17 protein-coding genes and 1 pseudogene are annotated in these 17,908 nt (G+C 72.9%); 8 read left to right on the forward strand and 10 right to left on the reverse strand.

Annotated elements, in window-relative coordinates:
* Positions 1–55: 55 nt before the first annotated feature.
* From gvpJ (ABZT47_RS22505) to ABZT47_RS22540, 8 genes and pseudogenes are all read right to left on the reverse strand, one after another.
* Positions 56–340 (reverse strand): annotated as a pseudogene (gvpJ, locus tag ABZT47_RS22505) (gas vesicle protein GvpJ); the annotation flags it as partial.
* A 31-nt stretch (positions 341–371) separates the two neighbouring features.
* On the reverse strand, positions 372–1,022 hold the full coding sequence (locus tag ABZT47_RS22510) for a gas vesicle protein (protein ID WP_354845224.1): 651 nt from the start codon (positions 1,020–1,022) through the stop codon (positions 372–374).
* A gap of 104 nt (positions 1,023–1,126) precedes the next feature.
* Positions 1,127–1,348, reverse strand: coding sequence for a gas vesicle protein GvpG (locus tag ABZT47_RS22515; RefSeq protein ID WP_354845227.1), 222 nt, complete (start codon positions 1,346–1,348; stop codon positions 1,127–1,129).
* Positions 1,349–1,361: 13 nt separating this feature from the next.
* The gene (locus ABZT47_RS22520) at positions 1,362–2,318 is read right to left on the reverse strand and encodes a GvpL/GvpF family gas vesicle protein (protein ID WP_354845230.1); all 957 of its coding nucleotides are present in this window, start codon (positions 2,316–2,318) and stop codon (positions 1,362–1,364) included.
* Position 2,319: 1 nt separating this feature from the next.
* Positions 2,320–2,727, reverse strand: coding sequence for a gas vesicle protein GvpJ (gene gvpJ, locus ABZT47_RS22525; protein ID WP_354845233.1), 408 nt, complete (start codon positions 2,725–2,727; stop codon positions 2,320–2,322).
* Positions 2,728–2,749: 22 nt separating this feature from the next.
* Complete coding sequence (locus ABZT47_RS22530; protein ID WP_354845236.1) at positions 2,750–4,144, reverse strand: SRPBCC family protein; 1,395 nt, start codon at positions 4,142–4,144, stop codon at positions 2,750–2,752.
* 6 nt (positions 4,145–4,150) lie between these two features.
* The gene (locus ABZT47_RS22535; protein WP_354845239.1) at positions 4,151–4,861 is read right to left on the reverse strand and encodes a hypothetical protein; all 711 of its coding nucleotides are present in this window, start codon (positions 4,859–4,861) and stop codon (positions 4,151–4,153) included.
* A gap of 270 nt (positions 4,862–5,131) precedes the next feature.
* Positions 5,132–5,611, reverse strand: a complete 480-nt coding sequence (locus tag ABZT47_RS22540; protein ID WP_354845241.1) for a peptide deformylase — start codon at positions 5,609–5,611, stop codon at positions 5,132–5,134.
* Between the two features lie 230 nt (positions 5,612–5,841).
* On the opposite strand from ABZT47_RS22540, the gene ABZT47_RS22545 reads away from it, so the two are divergent.
* From ABZT47_RS22545 to ABZT47_RS22575, 7 genes are all read left to right on the forward strand, one after another.
* A complete protein-coding gene (locus ABZT47_RS22545) occupies positions 5,842–7,206 on the forward strand; it encodes an MFS transporter (RefSeq protein ID WP_354845244.1) in 1,365 nt (454 codons plus the stop codon).
* Positions 7,207–7,454: 248 nt separating this feature from the next.
* Complete coding sequence (locus ABZT47_RS22550; protein WP_354845247.1) at positions 7,455–9,635, forward strand: molybdopterin oxidoreductase family protein; 2,181 nt, start codon at positions 7,455–7,457, stop codon at positions 9,633–9,635.
* Positions 9,632–11,032, forward strand: coding sequence for an FAD-dependent oxidoreductase (locus ABZT47_RS22555; RefSeq protein ID WP_354845250.1), 1,401 nt, complete (start codon positions 9,632–9,634; stop codon positions 11,030–11,032). The genes ABZT47_RS22550 and ABZT47_RS22555 overlap by 4 nt, the downstream gene beginning before the upstream one ends.
* Positions 11,029–13,464: a nitrite reductase large subunit NirB gene (nirB, locus tag ABZT47_RS22560; RefSeq protein WP_354845253.1), complete on the forward strand. Its 2,436-nt coding sequence runs from the start codon at positions 11,029–11,031 to the stop codon at positions 13,462–13,464. Before ABZT47_RS22555 ends, nirB begins: the two co-directional genes overlap by 4 nt.
* A complete protein-coding gene (gene nirD, locus ABZT47_RS22565; protein ID WP_354845256.1) occupies positions 13,461–13,829 on the forward strand; it encodes a nitrite reductase small subunit NirD in 369 nt (122 codons plus the stop codon). Before nirB ends, nirD begins: the two co-directional genes overlap by 4 nt.
* Positions 13,826–14,995 (forward strand): uroporphyrinogen-III synthase, encoded by a 1,170-nt coding sequence (locus tag ABZT47_RS22570; RefSeq protein ID WP_354845258.1) that lies wholly within the window; start codon positions 13,826–13,828, stop codon positions 14,993–14,995. Before nirD ends, ABZT47_RS22570 begins: the two co-directional genes overlap by 4 nt.
* Positions 14,992–15,744: a CbiX/SirB N-terminal domain-containing protein gene (locus ABZT47_RS22575; protein WP_354845261.1), complete on the forward strand. Its 753-nt coding sequence runs from the start codon at positions 14,992–14,994 to the stop codon at positions 15,742–15,744. Before ABZT47_RS22570 ends, ABZT47_RS22575 begins: the two co-directional genes overlap by 4 nt.
* Here the strand turns inward: ABZT47_RS22575 and ABZT47_RS22580 are convergent.
* Complete coding sequence (locus ABZT47_RS22580; protein ID WP_354845264.1) at positions 15,716–16,294, reverse strand: hypothetical protein; 579 nt, start codon at positions 16,292–16,294, stop codon at positions 15,716–15,718. The genes ABZT47_RS22575 and ABZT47_RS22580 overlap by 29 nt on opposite strands.
* Before the next feature lie 342 nt (positions 16,295–16,636).
* Positions 16,637–17,494: a PAC2 family protein gene (locus ABZT47_RS22585; protein ID WP_354845267.1), complete on the reverse strand. Its 858-nt coding sequence runs from the start codon at positions 17,492–17,494 to the stop codon at positions 16,637–16,639.
* 271 nt (positions 17,495–17,765) lie between these two features.
* Here ABZT47_RS22585 and ABZT47_RS22590 point away from each other — a divergent pair.
* Positions 17,766–17,908, forward strand: a 143-nt coding sequence (locus tag ABZT47_RS22590; RefSeq protein ID WP_354845286.1) for a homocysteine S-methyltransferase family protein, incomplete at its 3' end; no start/stop codon positions are given.

A 17,908-nucleotide genomic window follows, 5' to 3' on the forward strand; every position in this document is an offset into this window, starting at 1 on the left:
GTTCCCTCTCGCGGCCGGACCGGCCGGACTCCGCGGGAAGGGGCTCACCCTCGGCCGCGGCGAGGCGGCGGCGCAGGCGGCGGTTCTCCTCGACCAGGTCACGGTCGCCCGAGCTGAGCCACGGATCGTGCTCCCACCAATCGATGCCGAGCTCCCTGGCCGTGTCGACCGACGCGATCAGCAGTCGCAGCTTGATCGTGAGCAGCTCGATGTCCAGCAGGTTGACGCGGATGTCACCCACGATCACCACGCCGCGGTCGAGCACGCGCTCCAGGATGTCGCCGAGGTTGCCGCCGGAGTCGCGGACCGGCGCCCGCTGCGGGCCGCCGTACGGGGACATCACCCGCCCGGATGACATCGGTTCGGACATGTCAGTACACCCCGCCCGTGTCGCCCTTGGCGCGCTTGTAGCTGCGCACCCGCCGGTAGGACACCAGATCCCCCTCGGAGTCGAGGTCGATGGCGTAGATCGCCAGCGTGTCGCCAGAGGAGGGGATCCGGTGGTCCTCGACCACCTCCACCTCGACGGTCCAGCCGTCGCCCGCCGGCTTCACCAGCGTGACGCCTTCGACGTCCTTGCCGGTGAGCTGCGCCATGTAGTCCAGCCCGGCGCGGCCGGCCGTGGCCGCGGTCAGGCGCCGGGACGTCCTGGGCCCGCTGACCGTCCCGGCCGTCCCGGCCCTCCTGGCGGGACGCCGCGTCCCCCGGGGGGCGTCCTCCTCCTCGCCGTAGCGGCCGTAGCCGTCCCCCGCGCCCGCATAGCCCGCGTCGTCCATATCGTCCATGTCGTCCATATCGTCCATGTCATGCATGTCATGCACGTCATGCACGTCATCCACGTCGGCCGCGTCGTCTACGTCGCCCATGCCGTCCATGTCCTCGGTGGAGTCGGCGGGGCCGGTGTACCGGGTGTGGCCGGTGTACTCCCCGTCGTCCCTGGCGTTCTCGCGGGCCGGGTCGTACGCGTAGCGGTCCTCACCGGCACCGGCCCGCCGGTCGCGGGGTCTGCGGCTGCCCGGCACGACATCACCTCCTTGCTCCCCCGGCGCCCGGAGCCGGTGCGGCCGGCCGCACCCCGGTCGGGGCCGGAAGGGCGGCCACCCGGCGATGGCGGGCGGTCACCCCGCTAGCCGATCATCCGTTGCAGGATCTCCTCGGTGGCGTGGGCGCTCTCCTCCTCCGTGATCAGGCCCGCGGCCCGCGCCTCCTCCACCTCCTCCAGTTGCCGCCGCACCGCCGCCGGGTCGCGCAACTGGTGCTCCACCTGTTCCTCGATGAGCTCACCGAGCCGGATCAGCGCCTCCACCGGCGCGAGCGGCCAGCCGAACAGCAGCTTGACCAGGCCCATCGTCCAAGCACCTTCATCCCTGCGTGTCGACGAAGTCATAGGGCGCCTGCGGGCCGAGCAGACGCAGCGTGACGCGGTCGGCCCAGCGGCGGCCGAACTCCTCAAGGGCCTGTTCGAACTCCTCCTGCCGGTCGGTCTCCACCAGCACGGCCAGGTGGGCGGCGTCCTCCTCGTGGGTCGGCTCCCTGATGACGACCGCGACCGCGTGCGGGGCCAGTCCCTGGGCGAGCGCCTGGGTGTCGGCGTCCCTCTTGACCTCGACGGCCCGGTTGATGATCTCGCCGAGCCGGATCCGCGCGTCCCAGGTCGCCTCCTCGGGCAGGCCGCGGATCTCCTCGCGGAGCCGGGCCGCCTCGGGCTCCTCGGCCAGCACCTCGCGCAGGACGGTGCCCTCCTCGTAGCGGCCCTTGACGACGAACTGGACGCGTCCCTCCAGTTCCTCCAGCGCGGAGCGGAAGCGGTCGTGATGGGGGGTCAGCAGCTCCGAGACGATCGCCTCGGGGCTCTCCATCACCGCGCCGAAGCGCAGGGGGAGCACCGGCACCTCGGCGGCCACGTCGTCCAGCAGGTTCTGGTGGGCGACGAGGTCCTGAGGCCTGCCGAGCGGGCGGGTGAGGCGCAGTTCGCTGACCAGGGCGGCGATGTCGCGGTGACGTACCAGGGCGATCTCTCCGGGCGGGTCGCCCACCCCGCGGGGCTCGGGGGTCAGTTCGACGTCGGAGGGCAGGATGCCGTAGATGTAGGACGCCGTCGCGCGCTCCTGCCGCTGCTCCGGGACGCCGGTCCGCTCGCCCGCCCTCGCGGAGGCGCCGGAGGCGCCGGCGGCGGCCCGGTCGGAGGCCTCCTCGGTGGCGTGACCCGTCGCGCGCGTGTCCGCGTCCTGCACGGCGCCGCCGGGCCGGCGGCCGGTGGCCTGCGGGGCCTCCTGCTCGGATCCGGTGGCGGCGGGGCCGGAAGTGGAACGGGCCATCTCAGTACTCCTCACGCCGGCGCCTGCGGGGCGCGGGCTGCTCGTCGGACTCGGTGATGAAGTCGCGCAGCTTCTCGCCCGCCGCCTCCAGGGCGCCCTGGGCGATGCCCTTGGTCTTGGACCTGGCCACGCCCGTCGTCATGTCCTGCATGAGCTCGGGAAGCCCCTTCTGGCCCTCCGAGATGTCCAGCCGGTTGACCGCCTGGGCGAACCGCAGGTAGGTGTCCACGCTGGCGACGACGATGCGCGCGTTGATGGTCAGCAGTTCGATGCCCACCAGCGCGACGCTGACGTAGGCGTCGATCACCAGTCCCTTGTCGAGGATCGTGTCGATCACGTCGGCGAGTCCGCCGCCCGATGAGTTCGGCCGGCCGGCAGGGCCGCCGCCCGAGGGCTGCACGATGGTCATACGCTCCACTCCTCGCTGCCGGTCACCGGCCTGTGTCCCTCGGCTCGCGAGCCGATCCGCGCCGGCCCGCGCGCCCGGACTCCTCGCCCTCGGGGCGCCGCCGCGCCCGGGGTTCCCCGCGCCCGCCTGCCTCGGTGCCGCGCCGGCGCGCGGGCGGCTCCGGTTCCTCCTCCTCGGCGGGCTCCGCCCGGCGGGCCCGGCCGCGCGGCTCGGCGGCCGGGCTCCGGCGCGCCTCCTCCGGCCGCCTGGGGCCCCAGGGAAGCCGCCGCCTGCGGCGCTCCTCGCCGGCCCCCTCACGCCTGGCCTCCGCCGCGCGCCGTCCGCGCCGCGGCTCCTCCTCGGGCTCCTCGGGCTCCTCTTCGGGCTCTTCTTCGGCCCGCGCCGTCCGGCGTCCGCGACGGGGCTCCTCCTCGCGGCGGCCCCGGGGCTCCTCCTCTTCCCCGGGCTCTTCCTCTTCGCCCTCTTCGGGTTCCTCGCCCCGCTCGGCGGCCTCGGCCTCCTCGGGCTCCTCGCCCTCTTCGTACTCGGCCTCTTCGCCTTCTTCGCCCTCTTCGTACTCGGCTTCCTCGGGCTCGCGCTCGCCGCGGCGCTCGCGCTCCTCGCGCTCCTCCTCCTCGCGCATGGCGGTCTCGTGGTCCTTGACCACCTCGCCCTCGTGGATGACGCCCCGCCACCCCTCGACCTCCTCCGGATGGAGCAGGTCCTCGTTCATGACGTGCCGGCGGATGTGCTTGAACTCCAGGCGGGCCCTGCGGCCCTGCGCCCGCCAGATGCCGCCGATGTGCTCCATGAACCCCTTGGGGTGGTACTCCAGCGCCAGCAGCACCCTTGTCATGTCAGGGGTGACGTCGTGGAAGGTGACGCTGCCGTCCACGTAGCCCTTGGCGCCCTGCGAGCGCCAGATGATCTTCTCGTCGGGCACCTGCTCGGTGATCGTCGACTGCCAGGTGCGGCGCGACCAGAAGATCTTCGCCTGCCAGGTGAGCTTCTCGTCGCTCTCCTGGACGACCTTCTCCACCTTCTTGGTGAAGTTTGGCCAGTCCTGGAACTGCGTCCACTGGTTGTAGACCACGCGGACCGGGGCGCCGAAGTCGAGCGACTCGATGATGTTGTGGAACTTGAGCTTCTTGCCCTTGGCGCCGCGCCCGCCGAAGCCGAGCTTCTTCTTCAGCCCCCCGAACGCGAGCTTGGCCAGCCCCTTGACCCGGCCGAACTTGCCCTCGCCCCCGGCGAGCTGTCCAATGGTGCGCATCCCGCCGTTCTCGGCGAAGTCCGTCAGTTGCCGGGTGGTGCTCTCCACCCGGCGCCGCACGGCGGCGAGGGCGAGCTTCCCGGCGACGCCGGCGAGGCCGCGCATCTGGCTCTTGATCGGGTTCGCCGCGGCGGCGCCGGGGCCTTCCCTTCTCGGTTCCGCCATGGAGGCTCACCCCCGGGTGCGGTGGACGGGCCGCGAGCGCGGCGGCGGCTGGTCGCGGACGACTCGGCCGCGCGGCCGGGGTTCGTCGTCGTCCTCCGGCTCCTCCTCCTCGGGCGCGGGGCGCCGCGTGTCGCGCCCGGCGGGCCGGCCCCGGTCCTGCGGCGGCCTGCGCCGAGGGGGCGGCTCCTCCTCGTACTCGTCCTGCTCCTCGTAGTCCTCCTCGTACGGCTCTTCCTCTTCCAGGTCCTCCTCCGGCGCCCGTTCGGCGGGGCGGCGCACCCGCGACCTGGCGGTGCGCAGGCCGCCGGCGGCCCGCTCGCGCAGGCTGGTGACCCCGCCCTTCGCCGTCTTGGCGGCCTCTCCGGCGGTGCCGGTCACCTCCTCCTCCAGGCCCGCCGCCACGTTGGCCGCGTGCTGGAGGGCCTCGGCCCGGTCCTGCAGCTTGCTGCTCAGCGAGCTGACCTGCCTGCTCGCCGCCGCCTTCGCCGCGGCCTTGCCGGCCTCGAACAGCTCGCCCCGGACGCTGTTGACGATCTTCTCCAGCTCGGGGGAGGAGCTCGCGAGCTTCAGCCCCTGCTCGATCAGGTTGCCGCGCGCGCCCCCGAGCTTGCCCGTGGCGCCCGCCACCCCGAGAGCGACCGCGAGCTTGAACCTGCGGTGCCGGCCGAGGAAATAGCCGAGGGCGACGGCCAGGGCCACTTTCAGTCCGCCTGTCACGATTGCCTCCTTCTCCGGCTTCCCGTCTCGGGATCCGCCCGGCGAGCCGCCTCCGGTGCCCCGCCCGGGGATGGAGGATCCGGCCTGGCGCCGGTTCGGTATGTGCGGGAAGCGGGACGCCCCCGATGTGGAAGCGGCTCGGCTCGGGCGCGCTTCCGGATCGTCGGTTGCCCTACCCGGCCACATTCCGACAGAACACGCGTTGCCGGAAAAAAGGGACATAGGGCCCCAGATGTTGGATCGTGTGCCGATGCGGCGGCGCGGGGCGGCTCAGGCCATGGCGGCGTCGAACCGCGCGCGCTCCTCCTCGGTGAGGCGGTCGCGGAACAGGATGCCGTCGAGATGGTCGACCTCGTGCTGCAGCACCCGGGCCAGCATGCCGAGCGCGCGCACCGTCACCGGCTTGCCGTACATGTCACGCCCGCGGGCGACGACCGAATAGGAGCGTTCCAGCGGCCACCACAGGCCCGGTGCCGACAGGCACGCCTCGTCGGCGACGACGGTGCGCTCGGACAGCTCCAGGCGCGGGTTCACCAGGTGGCCGGCCCTGCCGTCCAGCTCGAACGTCAGCACGCGCAGCGACACCCCGATCTGCGGCGCGGCGAGCCCGGCCCGTCCCGACCCCGCCCGGGTGGTCGCCTGCAGGGCCTTGACCAGGTCGCGCAGCGAGCGGTCGAAGCTCGTCACCGGCTGTGCCACCGCGCGCAGCACCGGGTCGGAGAAGAGCCTGATCTGCCGGACGCCGGTCATGCCCGCTCCCGTGGGTGACGACACTGTGTGAAGGTTTCCCGGAAACAATGCCCGATCGGCCGCTCAGGCAATCTTTGTTAATTCGATGTTGCCGTCGTGATGCCTGTGCATCACATGTTTCGCCCGTGCGTCGGAAGTAACCCCAATATCTGACATTCGTCGCCGGGTGGTGTGATCCCGCTCGTTACCTTCGGAGCCTCCCGACCCCCGGAGCATACGAAGGAGGAACCGTGACGGTGACGGAGGCAACCCGTACCGCGGCGGCGAGAGGCCGCTGGATCACCGACTGGCGGCCGGACGACCCCGGCTTCTGGGACGGCCGCGGCAAGGGCGTCGCCCGCAGGAACCTGCTCTTCTCGATCTTGGCCGAGCACCTCGGCTTCACCCTCTGGACCGTCTGGAGCATCGTCGCCGTCAAGCTCGGCTCCTACAAGTTCTCCACCGACCAGCTCTTCTGGCTGGTCTCGGTGCCCAACCTCGTCGGCTCCACCCTGCGGCTGCCCTACACCTTCGCGCCCGCCAAGTTCGGCGGCCGCAACTGGACGGTCGTCAGCGCACTGCTGCTGCTCATCCCCGCCTGTCTGCTGGCCGTCGCGGTGAGCAGCCCCGGCACGCCGTACTGGGCCTTCCTGCTCATCGCGGCCACGGCAGGGCTCGGCGGCGGCAACTTCGCCTCCAGCATGGCCAACATCACCTACTTCTACCCCGAGCGCAGGCAGGGCTGGGCGCTCGGCCTCAACGCCGCCGGCGGCAACATCGGCGTCAGCTCGGTGCAGCTGGTCATGCCGCTGGTGATCACCGGGTTCGGGCTGGCCGCCGCCGGGTTGTTCTGGGTGCCGTTCATCGTCCTGGCCGCCCTGGGCGCGTTCTTCTTCATGGACAACCTCGCGACCGCCAGGGCGAGCGCCAGGGACCAGCTCAAGATCGCCGGCCGCGCGCAGACCTGGATCATGTCCTTCCTCTACATCGGCACCTTCGGATCCTTCATCGGCTACACCACCGCCTTCCCGCTGCTCATCAAGAGCCAGTTCCCCGAGCACGTCTCCACCGTCACCTGGGCCTTCCTCGGAGCGCTCGTGGGATCGCTGATCAGGCCGGTCGGCGGCAGGCTGTCGGACCGGCTCGGCGGCGGGCGGGTCACCCTGTGGAACTTCGGCGCCATGGGCGTCGCCGTCGCGCTGGTCGGAGTGGGGGTCTCCACCCACAGCTTCGCCTTCTTCTTCGTCTCCTACCTGGTGCTGGTCGCGCTGACCGGCGTGGGCAACGGCTCGACGTACCGCATGATCCCGGCCATCTTCCGCGCCAAGGCCGTCGAGGGGATCTCGCCGGAGGACGGCGCCGCCTACGAGGCCGCCCTGGCCACCGGCAAGCGCGACAGCTCCGCCGCCGTCGGCATCATCTCGGCCGTCGGCGCGTTCGGCGGGTTCTTCATCAACCGCGGGTTCGGCACCTCGATCGCCGCGACCGGCGGCGCGGGCGCCGCGCTGATCGCCTTCGCATGCTTCTACGTGCTGTGCGCGGGGCTGACCTGGTTCTGCTACCTGCGCACGGTGGGGGCGCGGCTGGCCCCGAGCCTGGCCACCGCACGCGTCTAGAGCCCGCGTCCGGGGGGGAAAGCCCGGGCCGCGCCGGGGGAGCGCCGGCGCGGCCCGGGCCCGCGCGTGAGGGCGTCATGCCCCCGCCGTGCCCGCGCCGTGCCGCCGCCGTGCCGGCGCGCACCGTCCGGACACCGCGAGGTGCGCACACCGGGCCCGCGCCCGATGTGAACACGGTTGGCGGCTTGTAGCACAGAGGTAACAGGAGGGACCCAACGGTGAAACGGCCTGAAAGCACCATCGAACCCATGCCGACCTCACTTTCCCCACCGGCGTCTGTGATGACGCCGGTCCACCTGGGAGAGGCGACGCACTGCCCGTACTGCGCCCTGCAGTGCGGCATGTACGTCAGCGGAGGGTCCGGCCGGGAGGCGGGCGGCACGCTCACCGTCACCCCGCGCCATGACATCCCGGCCAACGGCGGAGGGCTCTGTCAGAAGGGCTGGACGGCGGCCGAGCTGCTGACCTCCGGCGTGCGCCTGACCACGCCGCTCGCCCGCGCGAGCCGCACCGCGCCGCTTTCGCCGGTGAGCTGGGAGGAGGCGCTCGACCGCATCGCCGGGGCGGTTCTCGCCCTCCAGGCCGAGCACGGCCGCGACGCGGTGGCGGTGTTCGGCGGCGGCGGCCTGACCAACGAGAAGGCCTACCAGCTCGGCAAGTTCGCCCGGGTGGCGCTGCGCACGAGCCAGATCGACTACAACGGCCGCTTCTGCATGTCCTCGGCCGCCGCCGCCACCAACCGCGCGTTCGGCATGGACCGCGGGCTGCCGTTCCCGATCACCGACATCGCCGAGGCCGACGTGGTGATGATGGCCGGCGGCAACGTCGCCGAGACCATGCCCCCTTTCCTGCGGCACCTGCGCGACACGCTCATCGTGGTGGACCCCCGGCAGACCCGCACGGCCAAGCAGGCCGCGCTGCACCTGAAGGTGACCCCGGGCACCGACCTCGCGCTCGCCCTCGGCCTGCTGCACATCGCCATCACCGAGGGGTACGCCGACCAGGACTACATCGCCGCCCGCACCACCGGGTTCGGCGCGGTCCGCGAGTCGGTGGCCGCGTGGTGGCCCGAGCGCGTCGAGCGGATCACCGGGGTGCCGGTCGCCTCGATGCGCCAGGCGGTCCAGCTGCTGGGCACCGCCCGCAAGGCCATGATCCTCACCGGCAGGGGCGCCGAGCAGCACTCCAAGGGCGTCGACACCGTCACCGCGTTCATCAACCTCGCCCTGGCCCTCGGCCTGCCCGGCCGCGCGGGCTCCGGGTACGGCTGCATCACCGGGCAGGGCAACGGCCAGGGCGGGCGCGAGCACGGGCAGAAGGCCGACCAGCTCCCCGGCTACCGCAGGATCGACGACCCGGCCGCCCGCGCCCACGTCGCCGCCGTCTGGGGCGTCGACCCCGATGAGCTTCCCGGCCCTGGCCGGTCGGCCTACGAACTGCTGGACGCGCTCGGCACCGGCGGCGGGCCCCGAGGGCTGCTGGTGTTCGGCTCCAACCCGGTGGTGTCGGCCCCGCGCGCCGCCCACGTCACCGAGCGGCTGGCGGCGCTGGACCTGCTGGTGGTCTCCGACTTCGTGCTGTCGGAGACCGCGGCGATGGCCGACGTCGTGCTGCCCACCACCCAGTGGGCCGAGGAGCACGGCACCATGACCAACCTGGAGGGCAGGGTGCTGCTGCGCAGGCAGGCCCTCACCCCGCCGCCCGAGGTGCGCAGTGACCTGGCCATCCTCGCCGGGCTGGCCGCGCGGCTCGGCCGTGAGGAGGGCTTCTCCGACGACCCGCGCACGGTGTTCGACGAGCTGCGCCGGGCCAGCGCGGGCGGCGTCGCCGACTACGCCGGCATCACCTACGAGCGCATCGCCCGCGAGACCGGCGTGTTCTGGCCCGCGCCCTCCGAGGACCACCCCGGGACCCCGCGCCCTTTTCTGGACCGCTTCCCGACCCCGGACGGCCGAGCCAGGTTCGTTCCGGTGGACCACCGGCCGGTGGCCGAGGACGTCGACGACGACTACCCCTGCTACCTGACCACCGGCCGGGTCCTCGCCCACTACCAGAGCGGCGCGCAGACCCGGCGCGTGCGGGCGCTGAACGAGGCGGCCCCCGAGCCCTACGTGGAGCTGCACGCCGACCTGGCCGAGCGCCTCGGCGTCGTCTCCGGCGACATGGTCGTGGTGACCAGCCGCAGGGGCTCGGCACGGGCCGCCGCCCGCGTCACCCGCGCCATCCGGCACGACACGGTCTTCATGCCCTTCCACTGGGAGGGCGTGAACCGCCTCACCAACCCGGCCCTGGACCCGACGTCCCGGATGCCGGAGTTCAAGGTCTGCGCCGTGCGGGTCGAGCGGTCCGATGAGGGACCGCCCGAGCGTGACGGCGCTGACCCGCGGGCCACCACGGCGCCGCGGGCCGATCGGGGGAGGAACACGTGAGGCTGGTCGTCATCGGCAACGGCATGGCCGGGGCCCGCCTGGCCGACGAGGTCAGGGCGCGCGACAAGGACATCCGGATCACGGTGTTCGGCGCCGAGACCCGCGGGCCCTACAACCGGGTCCTGCTGTCCAACGTGCTCGCCGGCACCGCGAGCCCCGAGCAGGTGCGGCTGCCGGCCCAGCCCGACGGGGTGACCACCCGGCTCGGCGTCACGGTCACCGCCATCGACCGAAAGGCCCGCACCGTCCGCACCGACGACGGCGCGGCCGAGCCGTACGACGTGCTGGTGCTGGCCACCGGCAGCGAGCCGGTCGTGCCGCCCATCCCGGGCGCCGACCGGGCCATCGCCTTCCGCACCATGGACGACTGCCACCGCATCCTCGCCGCGGCGGCCACCGCGACCGGCGCCATCGTGGTCGGCGGCGGCCTGCTCGGCGTGGAGGCCGCGCGCGGCCTGGCCGGGCGCGGGATGCCGGTCACCCTGCTGCACCTGGCCGGCCACCTCATGGACCGCCAGCTCGACGCCGAGGCCGGCCTGGTGCTCGGTGAGGCGCTGGCCGGGCTCGGGGTGACGGTCAGGACCGCCGTCCAGGTGACGGCGATCCACCCGCACGGCGTCGAACTGGCCACCGGGGAGGTCCTGGCCTCGGAGCTGGTGGTGCTCGCCTGCGGCGTGCGGCCGCTGGTCTCCCTCGCCAGGGACGCCGGCCTGGAGGTCAACCGCGGCGTCGTCGTGGACGACCACATGCGCGCCTCCGACCCGGCGATCTACGCGATCGGCGAGTGCGCCCAGCACGACGGCACCGTGTACGGGCTGGTGGCCCCCGCCTGGGAGCAGGCCGCCGTGGTCGCCGACCTGATCACCGGCGCCGACCGCGCCGCCAGGTACCGCGGCTCGCGCCTGGTCACCCGGCTCAAGGCCAGAAGCGTCGAACTCGCCTCGATGGGAGAGGCGCACCTGAACGAGGACCCTTCGGGAGAGGTGGAGGTGGTCCGCTTCACCCACCGGGCGCGCGGCATCTACCGCAAGCTCGTGATCAGGAACGACCGGCTGGTGGGGGCGATCCTGCTGGGCGAGGCGCCGACCGTGGGGACGCTCACCCAGCTGTACGACCGGGGCGGGCCGCTGCCCGGCGACCCGGCCGGGCTGCTGTTCCCCTCGTCGGTGGAGCACGCGACGCCGGCCGACAGCCCGGTGCGCATGCCCGACTCCGCGCGGGTGTGCGAGTGCAACAACGTGACCAAGGGCCGCATCCGCGCCTGCTGGGAGGCGGGCGCGCGCGACACCGCGGCGGTGGCGGCGGCCACCAGGGCCACGACCGGCTGCGGGAGCTGCCGGGACGCGGTCGAGGGGATCATCGGCTGGCTGTGCGAGCAGGAGGAGGTCCGCGCGTGAGGATCGTCGTGGTGGGGTACGGGCCGACGGCCCACCGGTTCGTGGAGACCCTGGCCGATCGCGGGTTCACGGGCACGATCACCGTCCTGGGGGAGGAGCCCAGGCCCGCCTATGACCGGGTGGCGCTGACCTCCTACCTCACGGACGCGTCGCTCGCGGACCTGACCTATCCGGACCCGGGCGGCCCGACGACCGTGCGGCTGGCCGACCGGGTGGCGTCGATCGACCGCGACCGCCGTGTGGCGGTCACCGCCGGCGGGCACGAGGAGCCCTACGACGTCCTGGTGCTGGCCACCGGCTCCTCGCCGTTCGTGCCGCCGGTGCCCGGCGCCGAGCACGCCTTCGTCTACCGGACCATCGACGACCTGGACGCCATCCGCGCCGCCTCGGCCGGCGCCGCCTCCGGCTCCGGCGTGGTGGTCGGCGGCGGGCTGCTCGGCCTGGAGGCCGCCGACGCGCTGCGCGGCCTGGGCCTTTCCACCCACGTCGTGGAGATGGGCGGCTGGCTGATGCCCCGCCAGGTCGACGAGGGCGGCGGCTCGGTGCTGCGCGGGCACATCGAACGGCTCGGCCTGGCCGTGCACACCGGCACCGGCCTGAACCGCATCGAGCCCGGCAAGGTCGTCCTGGCCGACGGCACAGAGATCGACGCCGGCGTGGTGGTGTTCTCCGCGGGCATCCGGCCGCGCGACGAGCTCGCCCGCGGGGCGGGGCTGCCCGTGGGCGATCGGGGAGGCGTCGTCGTCGACGAGGGCATGCGCACCGCCGACCCGGCCGTCTACGCCATCGGCGAGTGCGCCCTGGTGGGCGGCATGGTGTACGGCCTGGTCGCCCCCTGCTTCACCATGGCCGAGGTGGCCGCCGACCGCATCCTCGGCGGCGTCTCCGCCTTCACCGGTGGAGACCTGTCGGCCAAACTCAAGCTGCTCGGCGTGGACGTCGCCAGCTTCGGGGAACTGTCCGGCGCGCTCGACGTCACCTACATGGACCCGGTGGCCGGCGTCTACAAGAGGCTGTTCATCAGCGACGACGCCCGCACGCTGCTCGGCGGCATCTGCGTCGGCGACGCCACCCCCTACAGCCTGCTGCGGCCGATGGTCGGCAGGGAGCTCAGCGCCCCGCCGAGCGACCTGCTGTTCGCCGGGGCCGGAGGCGCGGGGATGTCGGGCGCCGACTTCCCCGACGACGCGCAGGTCTGCTCGTGCAACAACATCACCAAGGGGCAGATTAGCGCCGCCATCACCGAGATGGGGCTCACCGACGTCGCCGGGGTCAAGAAGTGCACCCGCGCGGGCACCAGCTGCGGCAGCTGTGTGCCGGCGCTGGCCTCCATCCTCGCCTCCGAGGGCGTCGCGCTCAGCAAGGCGCTGTGCGAGCACTTCGAGTACAGCAGGCCTGAGCTGTTCGACATCGTCCGGGTCCGCGGCATCACGACCTTCTCCCAGCTCATCTCCGAGCACGGCAAGGGACGCGGCTGCGACATCTGCAAGCCGGCGGTGGCCTCCATCCTCGCCTCGCTCAACGGCGGGCACGTGCTGGAGGGCGAGCAGGCCGCGCTGCAGGACACCAACGACCACTTCCTGGCCAACATCCAGCGCAACGGCACCTACTCGGTCGTGCCGCGCATCCCCGGCGGCGAGATCACGCCCGAGAAGCTCATCGTGATCGGCGAGGTGGCCCGCGACTTCGGCCTCTACACCAAGATCACCGGAGGGCAGCGCATCGACCTGTTCGGCGCCAGAGTGGAGCAGCTTCCCAAGATCTGGAAGCGGCTGGTCGACGCCGGGTTCGAGTCCGGGCATGCCTACGGCAAGGCGCTGCGCACCGTGAAGTCCTGCGTCGGGTCCACCTGGTGCCGGTACGGCGTGCAGGACTCGGTGGGCATGGCCATCGCCCTCGAACTGCGCTACCGGGGACTGCGCTCCCCGCACAAGATCAAGGCGGCGGTGTCCGGCTGCGCCCGCGAGTGCGCCGAGGCGCGCGGCAAGGACTTCGGCATCATCGCCACCGAGAACGGCTGGAACCTCTACGTCGGCGGCAACGGCGGCTTCAAGCCCCGCCACGCCGACCTGCTGGCGAGCGACCTGTCCGACGACGAGCTGATCCGCGCCATCGACCGCTTCCTGATGTTCTACATCCGCACGGCCGACCGCCTCCAGCGCACCTCCACCTGGCTGCAGGGCATCGGCCTCGACTACCTCCGCGACGTGATCATCAACGACTCGCTCGGGATCTGCGCCGATCTCGACGCCGGGATGGAGCGGCACGTGGCCGGCTACTTCGACGAGTGGCGCGCCACGGTCGACGACCCCGACAAGCTGCGCCGGTTCGTCAGCTTCGTCAACGCCCCCGACACCCCTGACCCGTCCATCGTGTTCGAGACCGAACGCGACCAGATCAAGCCCGTCCTCCTGGAGGTGACACGCGCATGACGATCATCCAGAACGGCCCGGCGACTCAGGCGAGCACCGGCACCACGTGGGAGCCGATCTGCGCCTACACGGACCTGCTACCCGAAAGGGGCGCCGCGGCCCTGGTCGGCGGCCACCAGATCGCGATCTTCCGCACCTTCGACGGACGCCTGTTCGCCGTCGGCAACCGCGACCCCTACAGCGGGGCGTACGTGATCTCCCGCGGCATCGTCGGAACCCGCGGCGAGGAGCCCGTCGTCGCCGCCCCCATGCACAAGCAGCCGTTCTCCCTGACCACCGGCGTGTGCCTGGACGACCCGGCGACGGCCCTGCCGATCTACCCCGTCCGTGTCGCGCGCGGCACGGTCGAAGTGAGAGTGGCATGACGGCGGCCCTGTTGGAGGACCCCATGGTGGCGCCGGAGACGGCCCCCGACGCCCTGGCGGGCTTCACGATCGGGGTGACCGCGACCCGCCGCAAGGAGGAGTTCGCGGCCCTGCTCGAACGGCGGGGCGCCCGCGTGGTGCGCGCGCCCGCGATCCGGCTGGTGCCGCTCGCCGAGGACGCCGACCTGCTGGCCGCCACCCGGGAATGCCTGAAAGGCCCGGTCGACGACGTCGTGGTCACCACCGGTGTGGGCTTTCGCGGCTGGGTGGCGGCGGCCGAGGGGTGGGGGCTGTCGGTCGACCTGGCAGACCACCTCGCCAAGGCGCGCCTGCTGCCCCGCGGGCCGAAGGCGCGCGGGGCCGTGCGCGCCGCAGGGCTCAACGACCACTGGACGCCGCCGACCGAGTCCTGCGAGGAGATCAAGGACTACCTCCTCGGCCAGGACGTGCGCGGGCGGCGCATCGTGGTGCAACTGCACGGCGAGCCGCTGACCGGGTTCGTCGCCGACCTCCGCGCGGCCGGCGCCACCGTCATCGAGGTGCCCGTCTACCGCTGGCTGCCCTACCGCGACCCCTCGCCGCTGCGCCGCCTGATCACCCAGGCGATCTCCGGGGCGGTGGACGCCGTCGCCTTCACCAGCGCCCCCGCCGTGCTGGCCATGCTGAACGCCGCCCGCGCCGAGGGACTGGAGGAGGCGCTGGTCGAAGCGTTCGGCGGCCCGGTGGTGGCCGCGTGCGTCGGCCCGGTGACCGCGGCGCCGCTGGTGTCCAGGGGAGTGCCGGTCATCCAGCCGGAGCGTTCGCGGCTCGGCTCGCTGGCCCGCACCCTGGCCAGGCACCTGCCCGCGCACAGCGTCACCCGGGTCACCGCCGGCGCCCACGAACTGGAGATCCGCGGCCACGCAGTCGCCGTCGACGGAGAGCTCAGGCCGCTGCCGCCCGCCCCGATGGCGGTGCTCAAGCGCCTGGCCGAACGGCCCGGCCACGTCGTCCCCCGCTCCGATCTGCGCGTCGTCCTGCCCGGCGGCCCCTCCCGCGACTCGGCCGAGCACGCGGTCGAGATGGCCGTCACGCGCCTGCGCCGCGCCCTCGGCCCCTCGGGCATCGTCGAGACCGTCGTCAAACGCGGCTACCGCCTGGCCTGCGACCGGCCGGAGGCCCGATGACGCTCGTGCTGGCCGCCCACGGCACCCGCAGCGCCGAGGGGGAGGCCACGCTGGCGGCCCTGGCACAGCGGGTGCGGCGCGCGCGCCCGGGGCGGCGCGTCGAACAGGCGTACCTGGAGATCAGCTCCCCGCCGCTCGCCGAGATCCTCCCGCGCGTCCCGGGGCCGGTGGTCGTGGTGCCCCTGCTGCTGGCCGGCGGCTACCACGTCCACATCGACCTGCCCGCGGTGGTCGCGCGGGCGCGGCCGGACGCGCTGGTGGCGCGCCCGCTCGGCCCGCACGCGCTGCTGACCTCGGTGCTCGCCCGTCGGCTGGCCTCCGCCGGGTTGCGGCCCACCGACGCGGTCGTGCTCGGCGCCGCCGGGTCCTCCGATCCCGCGGCGGTCGCCGACGTGCGCGCGGCCGCCCGGCTGCTGTCGGTGCGGCTGGCCCGCCCGGTGACGGCGGCGTTCGCCTCGGCGGCGGCCCCGTCCCTGGCGCAGGCCATGGAGCGCCTGCGCTCGGGCCCGGCGCCCCGCGTCGTGCTCGCCTCCTACCTCCTGGCCCCCGGGTTCTTCCAGAGCCGTCTGGAGTCCGCCGGGGCCGACGTGGTGAGCCGGCCGCTCGGCGCGGACGACGACCTCGCCGCGCTGGTCTGGCACAGGTTCGACGAGGCCGCCGTCCGGACCGGCGTGCCGGTGCCCCGGCCGCCCGCGGGCGGCGGGCAGGCGGCCGGCGTGCTCAGGAGAGCGCAGGCGCCCGGGGTGTGACGGCCTCCAGCCGCAGCTCCCGTACGATCTCCACCGCGCCGTCGTCGCGGGACAGGCCCGAGCCGGCGCCGATGAGCATCTCGTAGTAGGCGTGCCGGAAACACCCGGCCAGCAGCAGGCGGGCGCTCGCCTCGGGGGTGACGTCCGGCGCCACCCGGCCGAGACCGCGCTCGGCCTCCAGGTACTCCGCGAGCGGGGCGATCTCGGAGGCGGGCCCGAGCTGGGTCTCGCGCAGGGCCTCGCGGAAGCGGACGGTGATCGAGGGGGAGATGAACGCGGGCATCGCCGCGGCCTGGACCTCGGCGTAGTAGTCGATGCCGGCCCGGGCCACCGGCAGCAGGTTGTCGTTCACCCGTCCCTTGCCGGCCATGTTCATCAGGTCGTCGAGGGTGTGCAGCCAGACCGGCAGACGGTCCTGCAGGAGGGCGAGGAACGTCTCGACGGCCTGGGCGGGGGTCGTGCCGCGTAGCTGGGGGTAGGGGCGGGCGTCGCCGGTGCGGCCGGCGTCGTCCCGGATGCGGGCGTCGTCGCCCGCCTCGTTCCGTTTCATGAACACCGACATCTCGAGGACGCGTCGCCGCGTCTCCTGTGCTCTCTTGTGCGGATCAGGATATGGAGTCGCCATGGGGGTCCCAAGGTGCGCAGTCACATGTGTAGGTTCAGCACGCGGTCGACGCCGTTCACGATGTTCGCGGATTCGTGCCCGTCCCCGTTATCGAATCGTTGCCGCCCGCGTGGTGCCGCCCGGGATCAATGGTGCGGAAGGGGCGCAGCGGCCAATTATTACCAGAAAGCCGCGCCCGCCGTAGCGAATAACGAGAAGCATGCGAAATGCGGTTTATCGGGGCCGACACGACCAATGTTGATATATGCGCACTTTCTCCGGTTCGCGTCAGCCGCCGTCGTCGTCGTGGTCGCGCCGCCGCAGGTAGCGCTCGAACTCCGCCGCGATCGCGTCGCCACTGGCCTCCGGCAGGTCGGCGGCGTCCTTGCGCTCCTCGAGCTCGCGGACGTACTCGGCCACCTCGGAATCCTGCGAGGCGAGCTCGTCCACCCCGTGCTCCCAGGCCTGCGCCTCCTCGGGCAGCTCGCCGAGCGGCATGGGGATGTCCAGAAGGTCCTCGATGCGGCGCAGCAGGGCGAGCGTGGCCTTCGGGTTGGGGGGCTGGGCGACATAGTGCGGAACGGACGCCCACAGGGAGACGGTCTTGGTGCCGGCCGCCCCGAGGGTGTGCTGGAGGACCCCGACGATGCCCGTCGGGCCCTCGTAGCGGGTGAGCTCGAGATTGAGAGCGCGCGCGAGCCCCGGATCACTCACCGACCCCACGATCGGGACCGGCCGGGTGTGCGGGGAGTCGTTGAGCAGCGCGCCGAGCAGCACCGCGGTCTCGACGCCGAGCTCCAGGCAGATGGCCACGATCTCGGAGCAGAACGTGCGCCAGCGCATGTTCGGCTCGATGCCGCGCAGCAGCACCACGTCGCGCTCGCTGCCGGGCGGGCGCGCCACCAGCAGCCGCGTCGTCGGCCAGATGATCGACCGCGTCACGCCGTCGCCCAGCTCGACCACCGGGCGGGTCACCTGGAAGTCGTAGTAGTCCTCGGGGTCGAGCTCGACCAGAGGGGTCGCCTTCCACTCCGACTCGAGATGCGCCAGAGCGCCGCTCGACGCCTCTCCCGCGTCGTTCCACCCCTCGAACGCGGCGATCAGCACCGGGTCGACGAGCTCGGGAAGTCCTTCGAGCTCGATCACGCGCCGCCTCCTTGCTGCCTGGCCGAGACCGCACGCGACTGCCGGCGCGATCTCGAACGGCCGCCGGCGGCGGCCTTGTACCCGACCAAGCCTATTCGTTGAGGGGTGCCCGGTGTCACCGAGAGGGCCGAGGGAGCCCGCAGGGGCCGGTGGAACGGCGCCGGTTCGCCGGTCGCGATCACCGGCCCGTCCGCCCCCGGCTCCGGGCGGTCGCGCCATGGCTCCCGCTAGGCTTGTGCGCATGAATAACGCAGCGTCCTTCAGGCAGGCCATGTCCGAGCGTGTGATCGTCGCGGACGGGGCCATGGGGACGATGTTGCAGGCCTATGACCCCACGCTCGATGATTTCGATGGTCATGAGGGTTGCAATGAGGTGTTGAATGTGACGCGTCCTGACATTGTGCGGGGGGTGCA

The sequence above is a fragment of the Sphaerisporangium sp. NPDC005289 genome (assembly GCF_040607455.1).
GTDB lineage: Bacteria > Actinomycetota > Actinomycetes > Streptosporangiales > Streptosporangiaceae > Sphaerisporangium > Sphaerisporangium rhizosphaerae.

Coding starts and splice junctions, on each gene's coding strand:
- ABZT47_RS22575 (WP_354845261.1), top strand. CDS start 14,992: ATGACGCTCGTGCTGGCCGCCCACGGCACCCGCAGCGCCGAGGGGGAG.
- nirD (WP_354845256.1), top strand. CDS start 13,461: ATGACGATCATCCAGAACGGCCCGGCGACTCAGGCGAGCACCGGCACC.
- ABZT47_RS22520 (WP_354845230.1), bottom strand. CDS start 2,318: ATGGCCCGTTCCACTTCCGGCCCCGCCGCCACCGGATCCGAGCAGGAG.
- ABZT47_RS22530 (WP_354845236.1), bottom strand. CDS start 4,144: ATGGCGGAACCGAGAAGGGAAGGCCCCGGCGCCGCCGCGGCGAACCCG.
- ABZT47_RS22580 (WP_354845264.1), bottom strand. CDS start 16,294: ATGAAACGGAACGAGGCGGGCGACGACGCCCGCATCCGGGACGACGCC.
- gvpJ (WP_354845233.1), bottom strand. CDS start 2,727: ATGACCATCGTGCAGCCCTCGGGCGGCGGCCCTGCCGGCCGGCCGAAC.
- ABZT47_RS22550 (WP_354845247.1), top strand. CDS start 7,455: ATGCCGACCTCACTTTCCCCACCGGCGTCTGTGATGACGCCGGTCCAC.
- ABZT47_RS22570 (WP_354845258.1), top strand. CDS start 13,826: ATGACGGCGGCCCTGTTGGAGGACCCCATGGTGGCGCCGGAGACGGCC.
- ABZT47_RS22515 (WP_354845227.1), bottom strand. CDS start 1,348: ATGGGCCTGGTCAAGCTGCTGTTCGGCTGGCCGCTCGCGCCGGTGGAG.
- ABZT47_RS22540 (WP_354845241.1), bottom strand. CDS start 5,611: ATGACCGGCGTCCGGCAGATCAGGCTCTTCTCCGACCCGGTGCTGCGC.